Origin of the sequence: Paenibacillus sp. B2(2019), assembly GCF_008370385.1 — a bacterium.
Classification (GTDB): Bacteria; Bacillota; Bacilli; order Paenibacillales; family Paenibacillaceae; genus Paenibacillus_AQ.
Genome location: NZ_VTZR01000030.1, coordinates 34135 through 49599 on the forward strand (window position 1 = coordinate 34135; position 15465 = coordinate 49599).

General features: G+C 42.0%; 12 protein-coding genes. 2 read left to right on the forward strand and 10 right to left on the reverse strand.

All coding sequences use genetic code 11. The features are described 5' to 3' along the window. Positions 1-179: 179 nt before the first annotated feature. The gene (locus PAENI_RS29750; RefSeq protein WP_149647724.1) at positions 180-1955 is read left to right on the forward strand and encodes an ABC transporter ATP-binding protein; all 1776 of its coding nucleotides are present in this window, start codon (positions 180-182) and stop codon (positions 1953-1955) included. Continuing rightward, the gene (locus PAENI_RS29755) at positions 1942-3717 is read left to right on the forward strand and encodes an ABC transporter ATP-binding protein (RefSeq protein ID WP_149647725.1); all 1776 of its coding nucleotides are present in this window, start codon (positions 1942-1944) and stop codon (positions 3715-3717) included. The genes PAENI_RS29750 and PAENI_RS29755 overlap by 14 nt, the downstream gene beginning before the upstream one ends. Before the next feature lie 80 nt (positions 3718-3797). Here the strand turns inward: PAENI_RS29755 and PAENI_RS29760 are convergent, their stop codons facing one another. The 10 genes from PAENI_RS29760 to PAENI_RS29805 form a co-directional block, all read right to left on the reverse strand. Beyond that, the gene (locus tag PAENI_RS29760) at positions 3798-7163 is read right to left on the reverse strand and encodes a HEAT repeat domain-containing protein (RefSeq protein WP_149647726.1); all 3366 of its coding nucleotides are present in this window, start codon (positions 7161-7163) and stop codon (positions 3798-3800) included. Positions 7164-7435: 272 nt separating this feature from the next. After that, positions 7436-8188 carry a peroxide stress protein YaaA gene (yaaA, locus tag PAENI_RS29765; RefSeq protein ID WP_149647727.1) on the reverse strand — a complete coding sequence of 251 codons (753 nt, stop codon included), beginning with the start codon at positions 8186-8188 and terminating at the stop codon, positions 7436-7438. A gap of 103 nt (positions 8189-8291) precedes the next feature. Further along, a complete protein-coding gene (locus tag PAENI_RS29770) occupies positions 8292-8543 on the reverse strand; it encodes a hypothetical protein (RefSeq protein ID WP_149647728.1) in 252 nt (83 codons plus the stop codon). Next, a complete protein-coding gene (locus PAENI_RS29775) occupies positions 8500-10131 on the reverse strand; it encodes a glycosyltransferase family 39 protein (RefSeq protein ID WP_149647729.1) in 1632 nt (543 codons plus the stop codon). Before PAENI_RS29775 ends, PAENI_RS29770 begins: the two co-directional genes overlap by 44 nt. Before the next feature lie 170 nt (positions 10132-10301). Next, entirely contained in the window at positions 10302-11174 is an 873-nt protein-coding gene (locus PAENI_RS29780) for an aminoglycoside phosphotransferase family protein (RefSeq protein WP_149647730.1), read from the reverse strand. Positions 11175-11211: 37 nt separating this feature from the next. Beyond that, positions 11212-11598 carry a VOC family protein gene (locus tag PAENI_RS29785; RefSeq protein ID WP_149647731.1) on the reverse strand — a complete coding sequence of 129 codons (387 nt, stop codon included), beginning with the start codon at positions 11596-11598 and terminating at the stop codon, positions 11212-11214. A gap of 147 nt (positions 11599-11745) precedes the next feature. Next, entirely contained in the window at positions 11746-12039 is a 294-nt protein-coding gene (locus tag PAENI_RS29790) for a hypothetical protein (protein ID WP_149647732.1), read from the reverse strand. Positions 12040-12328: 289 nt separating this feature from the next. Further along, a complete protein-coding gene (locus PAENI_RS29795) occupies positions 12329-13606 on the reverse strand; it encodes a sensor histidine kinase (protein WP_149647733.1) in 1278 nt (425 codons plus the stop codon). Next, entirely contained in the window at positions 13603-14331 is a 729-nt protein-coding gene (locus PAENI_RS29800; protein WP_149647734.1) for a LytR/AlgR family response regulator transcription factor, read from the reverse strand. The genes PAENI_RS29795 and PAENI_RS29800 overlap by 4 nt, the downstream gene beginning before the upstream one ends. 129 nt (positions 14332-14460) lie before the next feature. Then, the gene (locus PAENI_RS29805; RefSeq protein ID WP_188114739.1) at positions 14461-15366 is read right to left on the reverse strand and encodes a GNAT family N-acetyltransferase; all 906 of its coding nucleotides are present in this window, start codon (positions 15364-15366) and stop codon (positions 14461-14463) included. Positions 15367-15465: the final 99 nt, after the last annotated feature.

Here is a 15465-nt window from a genome sequence, read left to right on the forward strand (position 1 = left end):
TCATTACTCAAGGATAAATTCACATCATTAATAAGTTCATTTTTTTGTAACAATAATGTAACAAGGAAATTTTACCGTAAACGATACTTAGTCAATTGATAATGTTATAATCACTTTGTTTTATTCACTCTTTTCAGGCAAGAGTGAAAGAACAAGAACAATCAGAAACAGGTGATCAGATGTTCGAACTGAAATGGCTATGGCAGAACTTAGAGGGCAACCGGACACGGTACATTCTAGCGCTCTGCCTCTCAGTAGTGGGTTCAAGTCTTACGATTGTAAACCCTTACATCAGTCAGCGCATTGTCGATACGTTTATAGCAGGTGACAATGCGCTGCAGAATCTTACACAAGAACGGCAATTATTGATTATGCTCTGTCTGGGCATGATTGGATTTTCTCTACTGCGCACAGGACTTGCTTATATTACTACCATGCAGTACGAAAGATCCTCGCAAAACATGATGTACAATATCCGTATTTTTTTGTACAACAAGATTCAAGGACAGGACAGAGAATATTACGACCGTAACCGTACCGGTGATCTCATGACCAAGATGACCGGGGATCTGGACATGGTTCGGCACTCGATGGCATGGATTTTCAAAACGATCATTGAATCGCTAACGATCTTCATTGCTGCTGTTATCTATTTTTTCACTATAGATGCTCAGCTAACGCTGTGGATGCTAATCCTGTCACCGCCCATTTTTATCGTGGCTTACATATTCGCTAAACGCGTCCGTCCTATGTATATTGACCTGCGTGAGCGGCTGTCCCAGCTTAACACGACTACTCAGGAGAATATTTCAGGCAACCGTGTGGTTAAGGCTTTTGCCCGCGAAGAGTTCGAAGTTCAAAAATTTACGGAGAAGAATGTCAATTACTCTACAGCGAACAAAAAGGCCGCCCTTGTATGGCTTGATTACTTTCCTTTTCTGGAATCCTTCGCTCAGGGCTTCAACGTCATTCTAATGCTGGCAGGTGGTTTGTTCCTGATGAACGGCCGGATCACCTTCGGTGAATTTACAGCTTTCTCTTCACTGATCTGGGCTATATCCAACCCTATGCGCAACATTGGTATTATTATCAACGACATTCAGCGCTTTTTTGCGAGCTTGTCCAAAATCATTGATATCTATTACGCAAAGCCTAATATCGCAAACGAGCATAAGTCTACTGACAAACGCCGTTACGAAGGCCGTATTAAGTTCGATCATGTTCGCTTCAAATATGACAGCGCTATCGTACTTGACGATGTTAGCTTTACCGTAGAACCTGGTGAAACCATAGCAATCATGGGCTCGACCGGATCAGGCAAAACAACAATCATCAACCTGATTCCTCGCTTCTATGACGTAGCCGAAGGACGTGTACTCGTCGACGGCGTTGATGTCCGAAAGCTGGAGCTCGATGAGCTGCGCGATAATATCGGCATGGCGACCCAAGATGTGCTCTTGTTCTCTGATACTATCGATGGAAACATCGCCTACGGTGATCCTGATCTTCCGGAAGAAGATGCGATAAGCTTTGCCGAGCTCGCAGCCGCACATGACTTCATTACCAAAATGCCTGAAGGTTATGATACCGTTGTCGGAGAACGAGGAGTCGGCTTATCCGGAGGTCAAAAACAGCGTATCGCTTTAGCACGTGCTTTGGCAGTTCGCCGTCCGATCCTCATTCTGGATGATACGACCTCTGCTGTCGATCTTGAGACGGAGGAGCATATTCAGAAAAGTCTACGCGAGCTGGATTATCCTTGCACGAAGATTATTATCGCGCAGCGTGTATCTACGACCGCGCAGGCTGACCGTATTCTCATTCTGGATAACGGGAAGCTGGTTGAGGAAGGCACCCACGCCGAACTGCTAGCGAAACGAGGCTACTACTACGATGTGTTTAAACTGCAGAACGAGGGTATTGGAAGGCAGGTGACCGCAAGTGGCAAGGAATAAATTCGACGTCGATGAGAATCTGGAATCGCCGTTTAATATAAAACACTTCCGGCGTGCGATGGTATACATCAAACGAAAGAAAACGCCAATGATTGTTGCATTTATCCTCAGTGCACTTTCAGCGGCCATTTCACTATCAGCTCCACTAATCATGCAGCATGTGATCGACGTGACCATTCCGGCAAAAGCGAAGCTTGCGCTACTGGGCTGGGCTGGACTGATGCTTCTGACCATTGTGGTCAGCGTTTATCTGGCTACTATTCGTTCACGTATCATGACGAGTGTTGGGCAGGATATTATTTTTGACATCCGTACAGATTTGTTTAAGCATCTGCAAGAGTTGCCCTTTAAGTATTATGACGACCGTCCGCAAGGCAAGATTCTCATCCGGGTCGTAAACTACGTTAACGCCGTTTCAGATGTGTTATCCAACGGTATTATCAACTTTATTCTGGAAATCGTGAATTTGCTCTTTATCGCAGCCTTCATGTTCGCTGTTGATGTGCGTCTATCATTTGTCATCCTTGCAGGGCTGCCAGTATTCTTTGTCATCATGATGCTGATCAAAACTCGGCAACGCCGGGCTTGGCAAGCAGTATCCAATAAAAGCTCCAACCTAAACGCCTATTTGCAAGAAAGTATCAGCGGTATTGGTGTGACGCAAATGTTCTCCCGGGAACAACGCAACGAAGGAATCTTCACACGTCTCGCGGGTAATTTCCGTACAGAATGGATGAAGGCTCAACGTTACAACTTACTTATTCCGTTCTCCGTAGACAACTTGTCTACGATCGTTACATCATTGATTTTCCTTGTAGGCCTACTAACACTGAGTCCACAAGACATGACCCTCGGCGTCATTCTGGCGATGAGCAGCTACGCTGCCCGCTTCTGGCAGCCGATTCTGAATCTTTCGAACCTGTACAATAACTTCATCAACGCCGTTGCCTATCTCGAGCGTATCTTCGAGACGCTGGATGAGCCCGTTACCGTCAGTGATATTCCGGATGCGAAGACACTGCGACCTGTAGAGGGCCATGTCACTTTCGACGATGTGACCTTTGCCTATGACCCAGGACTCAATATTCTGGAGAATATCTCCTTTAAGATCAAAGCGGGAGAAAGCATCGCTCTAGTGGGACCAACAGGTGCAGGCAAAACTACAGTCGTCAATCTGATCTCGCGCTTCTATAATATTTCAAACGGTAAGATTCTTATCGACGATCAGGATATCTCGCAGGTTACGCTGAAGTCCCTGCGCAGCCAGATGGGGATTATGCTACAGGACAGCTTCATCTTCTCCGGTACGATCTTGGACAATATTCGTTACGGTAAACTCGATGCCACCGAGGAAGAAGTGATTGCTGCGGCGAAAGCCGTGTGCGCCGACGAATTCATCCGTGAATTCGATCAAGGCTACATGACGGAGGTCAACGAGCGTGGCTCCAAGCTGTCTCAGGGACAGCGGCAGCTCATCTCGTTCGCAAGAACGCTTTTGGCTGATCCGAGAATTCTCATATTAGATGAAGCCACTTCATCAATCGATGCGAAGACTGAGCGTTTGCTGCAAAAAGGTCTGAATGAGCTCCTTAAAGGACGTACCTCATTCATTATCGCGCACCGCCTGTCCACCGTAAAAAACTGCGACCGCATTATGTATGTGTCTAACAAAGGTATCGCAGAAAGCGGCTCACATGATGAGCTTATCGCACAAAAGGGGCTTTACCACCGCCTTTATACGGCGCAGAAGATGGAAGCTTAATTGAATAAACACCAAAAAAGCTCAGGCCGAATTGTAGCCTGAGCTTTTTTGGTGTTTATATTTTATTAAAACTATGAAAACTAATCTATCACCGTCCAAATATTTAGCGCAAGTGAGCGAACCGCAATATTCGTGTGATTTCTGTACACCCTCAAACGCTCTGCAGGCTCTGGACTCCAGAGTAGAGCACTTCCGGCAACCTCAAGCAACGAAAGTCCAATATACTGAGATTCGTAACTCCCCTCAGACCCTAGCACATCTACAATTTCCAATAAGGTCTCCGGACTCCAGTAGCCTGTGCTGTCTTTTAAATTATAAGCAACCTGCTTGTAGGCGTCGCTCAACAGCTGCGGCTGATTTGAAATACAGTTAACCATCTGATTCAGATAAGCGGCGGATTCCTGCACATTATTCCAGTCTATTACTGCTATATACAGCTTCATCACAACTTGCTGTAAAGTCTCATCCGATGTTAGACACTCAATCAGTCCCGTATACAAAGGTTTAAGGTGCATGCGGGTGATTGTTGGCAAAGCGTTCAGCTGGTTGATCAGTTTCAGGAGACGTTGCCGATGAGGCAAATCTCTTCTAGTAGTTGCATTCCATTCATCCCTTATCGCCGCACTAGCCAATTTCTGACAAACGCCGATTACAACCTCATTGACCTTACCATCGCGGCAAATTTGTATCAGCGTGTTCATGGCAAATTCCCATCTAGTGCTGTCTTTCAAATCCGTAATAGCCTGAGAGGTGGCGGCTGCAACAATGCCTTCATTTCCATTGGTCCACCACATCATAGAACTGAAAGCATACTTGCCGACAAACCCATCCGGATGATTTCCGATTTCAATGATTAATTTTAAATAGCGAAGTCTATAGTCTAGCGGAAGATCATTAGGCTGTTGGGATAACAAGCTTCTTGCGATATCACTTTCTGATGAAGCAGCCATTGCACTTAAAATCTCCCAAGCGCGCTCATCATCTAAAAGCTGTTTTGCAGCATGCCCTATGGCAATGATTACATCCTTGTGTGCATTTGGTTTCTCGAACTCGTTTATCAATAGTGGAATGCTGTCATCGCTTCTATAAGCACCGAGTAAGCGGATGGCCTCTTTTCTGACAGTGATCTTCAGCTTATCCCGATTCAGCAGCTCTTTCAGCATGGAAACCAGTAGCCCCGGATTCACTCTACGGATGCATCTGGGTATCGAGTACATGGCTACACGGGCCCGGTCCCCATCCAGATTCTCCAGCAGAACGGAAAGTGCCTTCTCCGGTTCTTCCTTGAGTGAAAGGGCATGAAGTGCAGCTTCTACTACAGTTACTTCCTTATCCTGTAAAAGCTCAAGTAATCTATCTGGACCAAGATCAGGCATACTTGCCATGATCTTAATAACTCTCGAACGCTCCGAATGGTTGCGCTTAGCATCGAAGGCGATTTTTTCTAATAAGGAACTTAATGCTTGCTGCTGACGCGGTAGCCACCTGTTGAATCCGTCCGTAGCTGGCACAAGATAGATCGTTTTACCTGATAAAAATTTACCTTTAATGGCAGCCCCCGAAATAAAGGGATCTAGCCATTCTTGACGTTTTAGATGCAGATGCTGGATCACTTCATGGATCGTAATATACGATTTATCCAAATCTAATAATTCCTTAACTCTGACATCACGCGTTGTATGAGGCGAGAGCCAATGTCTGACCGCTTGTATGGCTGTAGAATCTGCCTTTGCTCTCGTTGCTTCCTTTAACAGATTCTGAAGTTTTATAATGCCGTAGCCTCTTTTACCAAATGAGCTAGCCAGGCTAAGCACCAGATTGTAGTCTTCTCTTTTGTTGCCCTGTACAGCTAATGTATAGATTTCATCAAAGATGACCTCTTCTACTCCTTGGGGTAAATTCTTCTCCAATGATGGAAGTGAAAGCTGTCCGTTCTGCTGGGCCAGTTTCCGGATCGTATTTAAAGAGAACTTGAACAACTCACTGTGAGGATTTAATGCGTTATGCCGGAGAATAGCAAATGCCAGTTGTTGAACGGAAAACTTCGTACCATATGAAGTATCTCTGGCATCTATAACACTATCAACAAGCCTAGTAAGTTCTTGTACATGGGCATCGGTGAACACAGATGCAGGACTTTCTGAAAGCTCCTTAAACACAAAACCTCGAACAGGATCTTGCTCATTTCTAATCCGGCCCAAAAATACCAAAGTCTCATGCATACCCTGTCTCGACAGAACCGTACTTCTGATCAGTTGCATAAGCGCCGTGGAACGTTCTTCTGCACTGGATACCTTTGTTGCTTGTTCAAGTCCCGCTCTTGAATGAAGAATCGAACGGCAAGCGGTGAGTCTGATTGTTCTCTCCCGGTCATCATTGATTTCACGAAGGCCAAGCATCCGGGTGGCTTCCTTGTCACGCAAGGCATGCGGTAATACATAAAGTAATCTTTCCGGAAAAACACGGTCTTGGCGTTTATCTTCTTCATACACGGCATCAAAAATCACTTGGCGGTTGGAAGGTGCAATATTATGCAGCAACTTCGCTAAATGCATCGGGTGATCTGCGAGTAATTTCGCTATCTCAATCCATTGCTCCATGGATAAATATTTTTTTCTTTTTAGAACCCCTTCAGGCACACCATAAGAAATCAGATCGCTCCGCGACTCCGTTCGAGTCAGCAGCTGATACACCTTATTCGGATTTTGGCGTACTAGCATGCCAAGTTGTTCCTTTAACGCAGGATGTATGATACCCTCGGGTCCATGATTCATCGCACACGCAAGTACCAGATCCGCCTTCAGATTGCATAGGATCTCCATAGCTGATGAGAACCTCCACCAGACATATACTTTTTCCCTGAGTGGTGTGCTTCCTAGCGTTGTTTCAAAGTATTCCGCTACTACGTCAAGATGCCTGCTGGCTAGTTTCTTCCAGTCTTTTATGGCATACCCTATATCAGCAAGCCACTTACTAACTGTTTCCGAGTAACAGGCCTGCAGTACAATCGCTGCCTCCTCCGCTCCCCACCGGTCGTACACCACAGGCAATAAACGTTCCGCCAATTCCTGACGGTTAATCTGTGAAATACTGTGCAGCAGCTTACGGCGGCAATCATATGATAAATGGGGGAGCTCACGTTCAATATCAGCATCTGAAGCCACCTTTGCCAAAAGACCCGCAGCCGTATTTCTGATACTTGCCATGGGATGCCGCAGGGCTGACAGAATAATAGGGGCATCATGTGTTGCAATGGCACCAATTAAGGCAAGACGTGCTTCATAAACGCCATCCTCCAGCAAGGAGGCTAGTAATTGGGAGTACTGGACAGATCCAAGATGATCACGGCCTAATATCGCTACTTTTTTGACTCTGTCGGAATAGCCTAGTGAATCCAATTCTTTAAGTAAGCTCTGTTTGTCCAATGGATCTCTTTTAAAAATCATAAGCCCTCCTCTTTCACCTGTTCTTATTCCATCCGAACTTTATTCTCTATACTGCAATCTATCCCCTTTAAGTGGAAATGGCTTTACCGTCCTTTTTTTAAAGACGGTACCGTTTCAGCGAGAAATATAAGGATAATTGATGAAGTGAAACATATAAATCCTTATATTTTAAAAAACTAGAATTTGCCATCTGGTTTCGTTGACCAAAAATAAAGGTAACCCTGAAGTTGGTTGTTCAACCATCTCCAAGATTACCCGTAGTACTACTAACTCTATTCATTCTTTTTTTGTATAAACACATACGTACTCTCATCCGACAGCTCATCAGCAAAGCTGAAATCAAACCCGTCGAAGCCTTTGATATCCTCCACACAGGTGATTTGCCGCTCAGCCATGAAGCGTACCATTTCACCTCTGGCCATCTTGACCAGGGTCGCTCTCTCAACGATCTTACCGCCGATTTCTTGCCCGAATACACAGCTAATCATTCGAACGTTTCCGCCAACATACGGGGAGATGCACTTGCTGTATTCCTTAGAGGCCAGATTCAGAATGATATCAGTCTCCGAAAATAGCTGTTCTGCCAGCTTCCTGTTCCAGAACTCATAGATAGACTTGAAACCTGGTCCGCTAAGCTTAGCCTGCATCTCCAGCCTGTACGGAACAACGCCGTCAAATGGCCGGACGATTCCATAGAATCCGGACAATATCCTTAAATGCTGATGAAGATATTCCAGCTCCTCCATTTGAAGTACCCCAGGTGCCATGTATTGATACTGGATACCTTCATAGGAAAAGATAGCCGGTGTAAGATTCCGTGTTACATCCATATCACGAATCCGTTCCACATTTAGCGTGGCGATGGCATCATTGCATTTCCATAGCGATTTGGCTTCTTCATAATTCATCTTTTGTAATAAGGCCAGAAGAGTCTGGGATTCACTTATAAATTGCGGCATCTGGCGGCAATCCATAAAATCCGTATCCATCTTCATCTTCTTGGCAGGCGATATAATGATTCTCATGTTGCTCCCTTTTCTCTTTTCTTACCCCCGCGGGGAATTTAAATGTAATCTTATCCTATCACACTTAATCTTCGTAGGCTTGGGGCAAGTTCATGAAATTTGTTCACTGTCGCCCACTTTGCCCGCTAACTCCTCCATCTGTACCTTGGCTGCCGTTTCCTCTTGTCCCACCATTCATGCCGGGAGAGCTCCCTCCATCTTTACCCCGGCCACCGTTAAAGCCCTGTCCCCCGTTCACCCTTGAACCAGAATCTGTACTTGATATCTTCTGAGCGGTGATAGCGTCACAGGAGACGAGCACCATGGAACAACTAAGCATTACTATGAGCAAAGTGAGATATCGCTTGATCCGCATCTTTGAACCCCCTCTTTCCGAGCAAACATGGTCGACGTGGAAAATATCTTTTTAACATATAATCATATACATCTTTAAAACCCATGTAGGATAACACGATCAGCAGCGGATATACCGGGTAAATATACCGGGACTTAATCTCCCATAGTAGATAGAATCCGATAAAGCCTAGCACCACAAGAATCAAAGAGGTCTCTTCAAATCTTTTGGCTCTTATTCCACCGATTAAGCGAACGAGTATAAAAACATACATCAGGAAATTCAGAACATACAGCAACCACAGTAGCCCGCTTCGGTAGCTCGAATCCCCCTTAAATAGATCCGTAGCAGCATTAGTGTAGCTATAACGGTCCATGACAAAGCCCATTCTTCCACCATTACTGGATGATCCATCATTCCCAAGTCCATATCGTTCCATCTGGTATGTTCCTTCTGTCCAGGTCCAAACGATTTTTTTATAATACATCTTCACTAAGTCACTTAGGCCCGCCTCGGAGAGTTTAGTACTGATTTCCTCTTTAAATAACTCCGTGCTTTCTGACTTATTATAATTTGCATCCTGCTGATAGATAGCGTAGCTCTCCCTGTTGTCCCAGAACCCAAACGTCTCCAGATTGATCCCCATATTCAGCCACATATAGACTGGTGCGGAATTTTCATTAATCGGTTCATCTACGACATTCGTCGCCTGCAGCACAGCATTTTGCGTCCAACCTGGAACATTAAACAATAAAGCCGTAATAAACAACGCGGTTAGAGCCTTTTTCACCCCGATCGCGCGCATGTTGAACAAAAGACTGACTACCACAGCAATCAGAAAAATAACACCGATACTTCGGAAATAGTTGCCGACTGCCAGGAAGATGGCTGCGAAAACAATATCCTTTATGGACTTTCTTTTTATAAATTTCACAGCAAAATATAAGGCACTTGTCAGGAAGGCGGTAGCAATCACATCGTTATAAATTAAATTACTCATAAACAAAGAAGGGATATAGGTAGCGGCGAACACGAGAATGCCATAATCATGATCCTTAGACTTACCATTGAGCTCTTTATACAGCAGGTAAATCATTAATGAGGTTAAGAGTGTAAAAAGAATATTGAATACTTTGATCACCAAGTAATTATCCGGAAATAACCGTAGCAACGTCTTTAAGTACACAACAATTGAGAAATTAAACGGGAACATATGCAGATAGCCCGTCGTGTCAAAAGATGAATAATCATTCCTGTACAGCATATCGAGTGCCAGTGAAAGCACCGTCTGCGAATCATCCGTCGGCAAGCGAGGAAATAGAAAAATGATCACGAGCCGAATGGCAAAAGAACATAGCAATATGGCTGGAATGACGATTTTCCAACTGCACTGATTAAGCTTCAGGCATATTTTATACAAAATAACGCTTAACGCCAGCACCACCACAATCCCTAGAATAAAAAGGCCGAGCTGTTGCTTCTCCAAAACTGGCGTGTCCCCATATACGAAATAATTATATTTCGCTCGGATAAAAAAGGAGGAAGCGATAAACAGTCCTATGAAGCATGCCAGTATGAGATACAATGTTTTTTGAATTGCCCTTACCATGGAAAACCTCCTTTTCACAGTAGAAGTCTATACAAGCACATCCCCCGATTCATAAAAAGCATTATAAACACCCAAACTGAATATTGAATGAAAGCAGCGAACAAACGTAAATAGACCGCCTCCCTCGCAAAGGGTTGCGGTCTGTATTGTAATTCTTTTTAAGATGAAGTTCATTTAAACCCTTGGAAATCCAAATCTTTCAGGAAGCGATTACTGCCCAGTATGCTCTTTACCCTCTTCGTTACATTAGGTCCTTTAGGTGTACTGCCTCGTCTATTCAGTAAGATCCATCTTAGACAAGCCCATGCTTCGAACACCTCAAGCTCTTCCAGCTCCATAAAATTCTCCAATAGATAAGCAGAACGGAACATATCAGCGTAACGCTCGGAGATGTGGACTTTCAGCAGAATAAGTGACCATGCAAAATCATATCTAGGGTCTCCCAACTGGCCGTTCGTCCAATCGATGACGGTAAATCGCTGTTGTTCCTCTACTATATTTCCTAAATGAAAATCTCCATGAATGATACGATCTTGTCTCATAGGAGTTTGCTCCACTAGTGATATAAGTGCATGATTAAGGTCTGGGTGCTCACTCGCTTCAGGAAAAAAGTAGTCGATGAAATCGTACTTAGGTAGTTGTATATGTTCCAGCTCAGCGATATCTATTTGATGAATTCTGGCTAAAATGCTCGCGAGCTCCTTCATTGTCTTATTATTCACTTTATGAATTGGTTTTCCGTCAAAGCTTGTTAACAACACCTTATTCCCGTCCGGATTGATTCCCCAACCCACTGGTTTAGAGACGGCTACCCCTCGTTCGGACAGGACATCCAATAAATGGTATTGAAACTGAACATCTGGTTTGGAGCTCTTACTCCATGTTTTCAAGACATAGCTTTCCTGATCTAGATTGATCTTTAGAACCTCAGCTTCAAAGCCATCATCCATCGGATGTGTGGTTAAGTTGGCTTCATGATAGAGTAGCTCATCCATGATTTCATGGTGTTCAAGCCAGTTTACATTAGTTATAGGGGTTCTCAAGAGTAATTCTTCCTTTCGGGTGATTGTATATACCCAATTATTCTTGTGGAATGCCAGCTACGATCTCAATCAAATTCCCTTCTGGATCAGCCACAACAGCTTCACGCAACCCATAAGGCTGTGAAATAGGTTCTTTTATAGGAGTTGCACCTGCCTTCACCAGACGCTCAAATTCCTTGTCGACCTCTTCAGGTGAGGGAACGCCAAATGAGACTTCCATTGTCCCATTTAACCCATTAGGATAACCTAGCCCTGAAATACTCAGCGCATCCCGCTGACACAAATTAAAAAACACACCACTCTTTAGCTGAACCCCAGTAAATACGCCACCATCCCATTCTATAGCCATGTTCATGACGTCCCGATAGAATGTGGCCATCTTTTCCATGTCTTTTACAATCAAAGTGATAGCACCGATTTCCATGAAACCCACCTACTCTTCTAATTTATTCCTTTTATGATCGTAGATATAGTAGCATAGACGGTAAAATATTGAAATGAATTATAACAATAATAAAAAGCTCTGTAGAAGATCTACAGAGCACTATCAGCTTAAATCTAACTTCTCTACCTATGTCACTGAATAAAATGCTAATCCGATACTTGAAAAGATAAGCAGCAATATGGTAATAAAAACCGCAGATCCTATATACTTATTCTTTCTAGGCTTGCCCGTAATTGATATTTCTCTTTTTCCAATAAGAGAATATAAAATGAATCCCAATATGGGAGTGGTCGCAATCATTAATAATACCCAAATCCAAGGATTTATCCCTCGATACAAACAATCGTTGTAGAGCCATAGACATGATAGCGTTATAGTCAATAAAGCAAATACAACAACTAATACAACTAATGGAATCATAACGTTCTCCCTCCTTTCCTATTTGATTTGGAATTCACATGTCCCAAAATAGAAATGGATACAAGTTTGCATAATTAAAGCCCGCAATGGCGACTCTTTGCTCCCCCCCTATTTCACTTTTCTTTTGTACTTTGGAATATTTATGCCCTTGATAACCTACATTGAAATCATAAGCCAATATTTTTTGGTTTTTTGGTGCTCGTTGTAATCTGCATAATACTCGTTGTAATCTGCAAAATAAAAAGGCGATTTCTCATTCAATTTTGAATGGAAAGTCGCCTTTTTTATTTTATGGCATTGGTAAAACTACGATTGAATTAAAATAGCCCTCATCGTACGAAAAGTCTGAGTATCCTTTTAACTTTTTGACTCGTTCATTGATACTGCTGATTCCAATGCCGTACCTATTTTTTCCCTTCTCAGAAATTAATCGCCCATAGGAAAAGTCCATATTCACATGATTCGACGAATTTACAATGATTATGAATAATTTACCCTCACTAAACTTTATGTTGATTTCAATTTCCTTTTTCATTTCTTCTGTTAATCTAAGTACTGCTTCAACGGCATTATCTAAAAGATTCCCTAAAATGACCGCTAGATCAATGGTATGTTCTATAAATAAGTCATGAGGAACTTGGAGGTCTAAAGTGCATTCTATATTATACTTCTTGGTTTGTTCTAGCTTACTATGAAGAATGGCATCGATGGGTATACACCCGGTTAATAATCTATATGAGAATACATTGGTTTTCAATAACTCCTGTAGCTCCTCTTTTACCTCTTCTGTTTTTTTCCTCTCCAATCCATAGGCTATATTTAATAAAATATTTTTCAGATCATGTTTTAGCTTAGACATTTCCCTTTGATTCTCTAAGCTCTCTTCATAATATTTATTTTGTGTCTCCATTATGGAGTACTTATGTATAAGAAAATTTTTCCCTTCTAAACTGTTGTAAATCAGCATGATACATACATTGACAATTAACAAAAAAACACATGGAACGAATTGATTAATATCTTTATACTGGAAAATCCAATATATACTCATTAATGATAAACAAGGCACAATACTTAATAACAAACATTCCTTATTACTTAATCCGTCCTCATTATCAGATCTAAAATAGAGTAACAACTTTGCCGACAACATCACAATTAACAACGATAAAAAGTTTGCACTAAAATATACGACAAGCATGAGGAATAAACGGTCTTCAAATTTTTGTTCGTAATTATATGTAATAATAGACAACGCCAAGTCTGCAAGTGTAGTGATCAGCGTAAAAAAGATAATGTGGTAGATCCTTTGAGCCATTGATCCGTAGAACGAATACAGTATACAGATACTCAAAAGAACAACAAATAAAAGCAACTTAACCATAGAGTTTGTATCACTAGACAATAATTTTATTACTCCCATAGCGAGAAATGTTAAGGAATAAAATTTATACTTTGAAATTCTGAGGTTAAGGAATCCATTGAAATAAATAGAAATAGATGTTACCTGAACTAGCGTATAGAGAATAGCTAGCACCGCAATGCTCATAACCTCAAAATTTCTCAAAAGCCAATCCTCCTTTTTATGAAGTTGTTATAAGCATCTTTAACTACCTTTCTCTGACCTCTACTAATTGCGAAATTTTCTTTATTGGTGAGAATAATATCGGTTCCCGAAACAATATGTACATAATTTAGATTTAAAATGGTACCTTGATTTACTTTTATAAAGGACAAGGGATCAAGCATTTCTTCAATCTCTTTTATCGTGCCATAAAAGGAAAACTCGTCAGCAACGGTTACAACATGTATGATCCTACCTTTCTCAGATGAAATAGATAGAATCGTCTCACTTTTGATTTGATAGTTAAGATTTTGAGTTTTGAAGAATAAGTACTGGTTATTCCTTCTAACCTCATCAATGGCGTGGAGTAATACTTTGCTTATATGTTCGTCTTGAATAGGTTTAAGTATGTATCGAAAAGGTGAAACTTCAAAGCTTTCCATGGTGTAATTATCGTAGCTGGTAACATAAATGATAATCATATTTTTGTCTATTTTTCTAATTTCCCTAGCGACCTCGATACCATTTAATATCCCCATTTCAATATCTAAGAATAATATTTGATACTCCTCGTTTCTAGCTTTTAAAGCCTTCAACAATGATTTTCCAGATTCATAAATGTCTATATCTAGCTCTATGTTTTGATACAAGCCTGCACTATCCATAATAATCTTCTCTAATTTGGAACTATGTAATTGCTCGTCATCACAAATGCAGATCCTAATCATTCCTCTAGACTCCCTTTTTAAATAAACATATTATTTTGAAAATAATACCTTATTAGTAATAATTCAATAAAGAAGATCAGTAGTCCTTGTAAAAAAAAAAGACGACCAAAGTCGTCTAGTAAATGCTTATTAAACTATTTCATAGCCAACTGTAAATCTTGAACCGTACAATTCATAACCGATCTGAGTATATAGCCTAATAGCTTTCTTATTATCACCATGCGTACCTAATGTGGCGATTGTTTTTCCCTGCTGTTTTAGATAGTCCAGTGCTGTGCAGATGATGTTACGAGCGACACCTTTTTTCTGCCATTCAGGAATGACGAATACATTCTCCGTTGCACTTCTCTCGTCGGTGATTCTCCAGGTTGAGGTGTTGCCGATCAATTGATCGCCATGAAACGCGCAGAAATTAACGATTTCGGGTGATCCCTGCATCCATCCCAAGTGATTCAAGCTCCAAGCCACGCCGTCAAAGGAAGCAAGTTCAGCTTGACGATATTGTTCCTGAGCTTCACTATTGTTCAGTGCAGTTGGCTTCACCAGAACACCTTCTGGTAAAGGATACTCAGGAATCTCTCTACTCAGGTCAAATTTAAACACGACAATCGTATCGCAAATCGTAAATCCACGCGCTAGACAAAAGCTCAACTCTTCGAGATCATCTGTGTCGAGATATTGAGCCATGATAATACGTTTCTCTTGATACCCAGCTTTAATTTCTCTGGATCGTCCGATCAATGCTTCGATCAGCGCAGCTTTGATACCTTCATCCTCGGTGTTCTCTGCAAATATAATTTCGTAATTAAGATATCGTTTGAAGTTTGGGTCTTCATCATGTCCAACCGCATGAAAAGTATCATGCTCCATCAGATGTGCAACGGCCAGAACCTCTCCGTCGCCACTCACTGCACAGAACATATTTCGCTTATCCAGATCTCCATGGTACAGATATAGCATTTTTAGAACAAAGTCCATGCTTTCAATTTGCTCCGCATCTTCATCCTTTGGATTTCGGATTACAAAGTCCCTCATGAATAAACATCGTCTCCAATCTTTTATGGCGCTGCAAATCATTTCTTAGTTAAATAATGGATGAGGCAGGCTAAGCTCAGCAAGGGAGAGTTTAGTTAT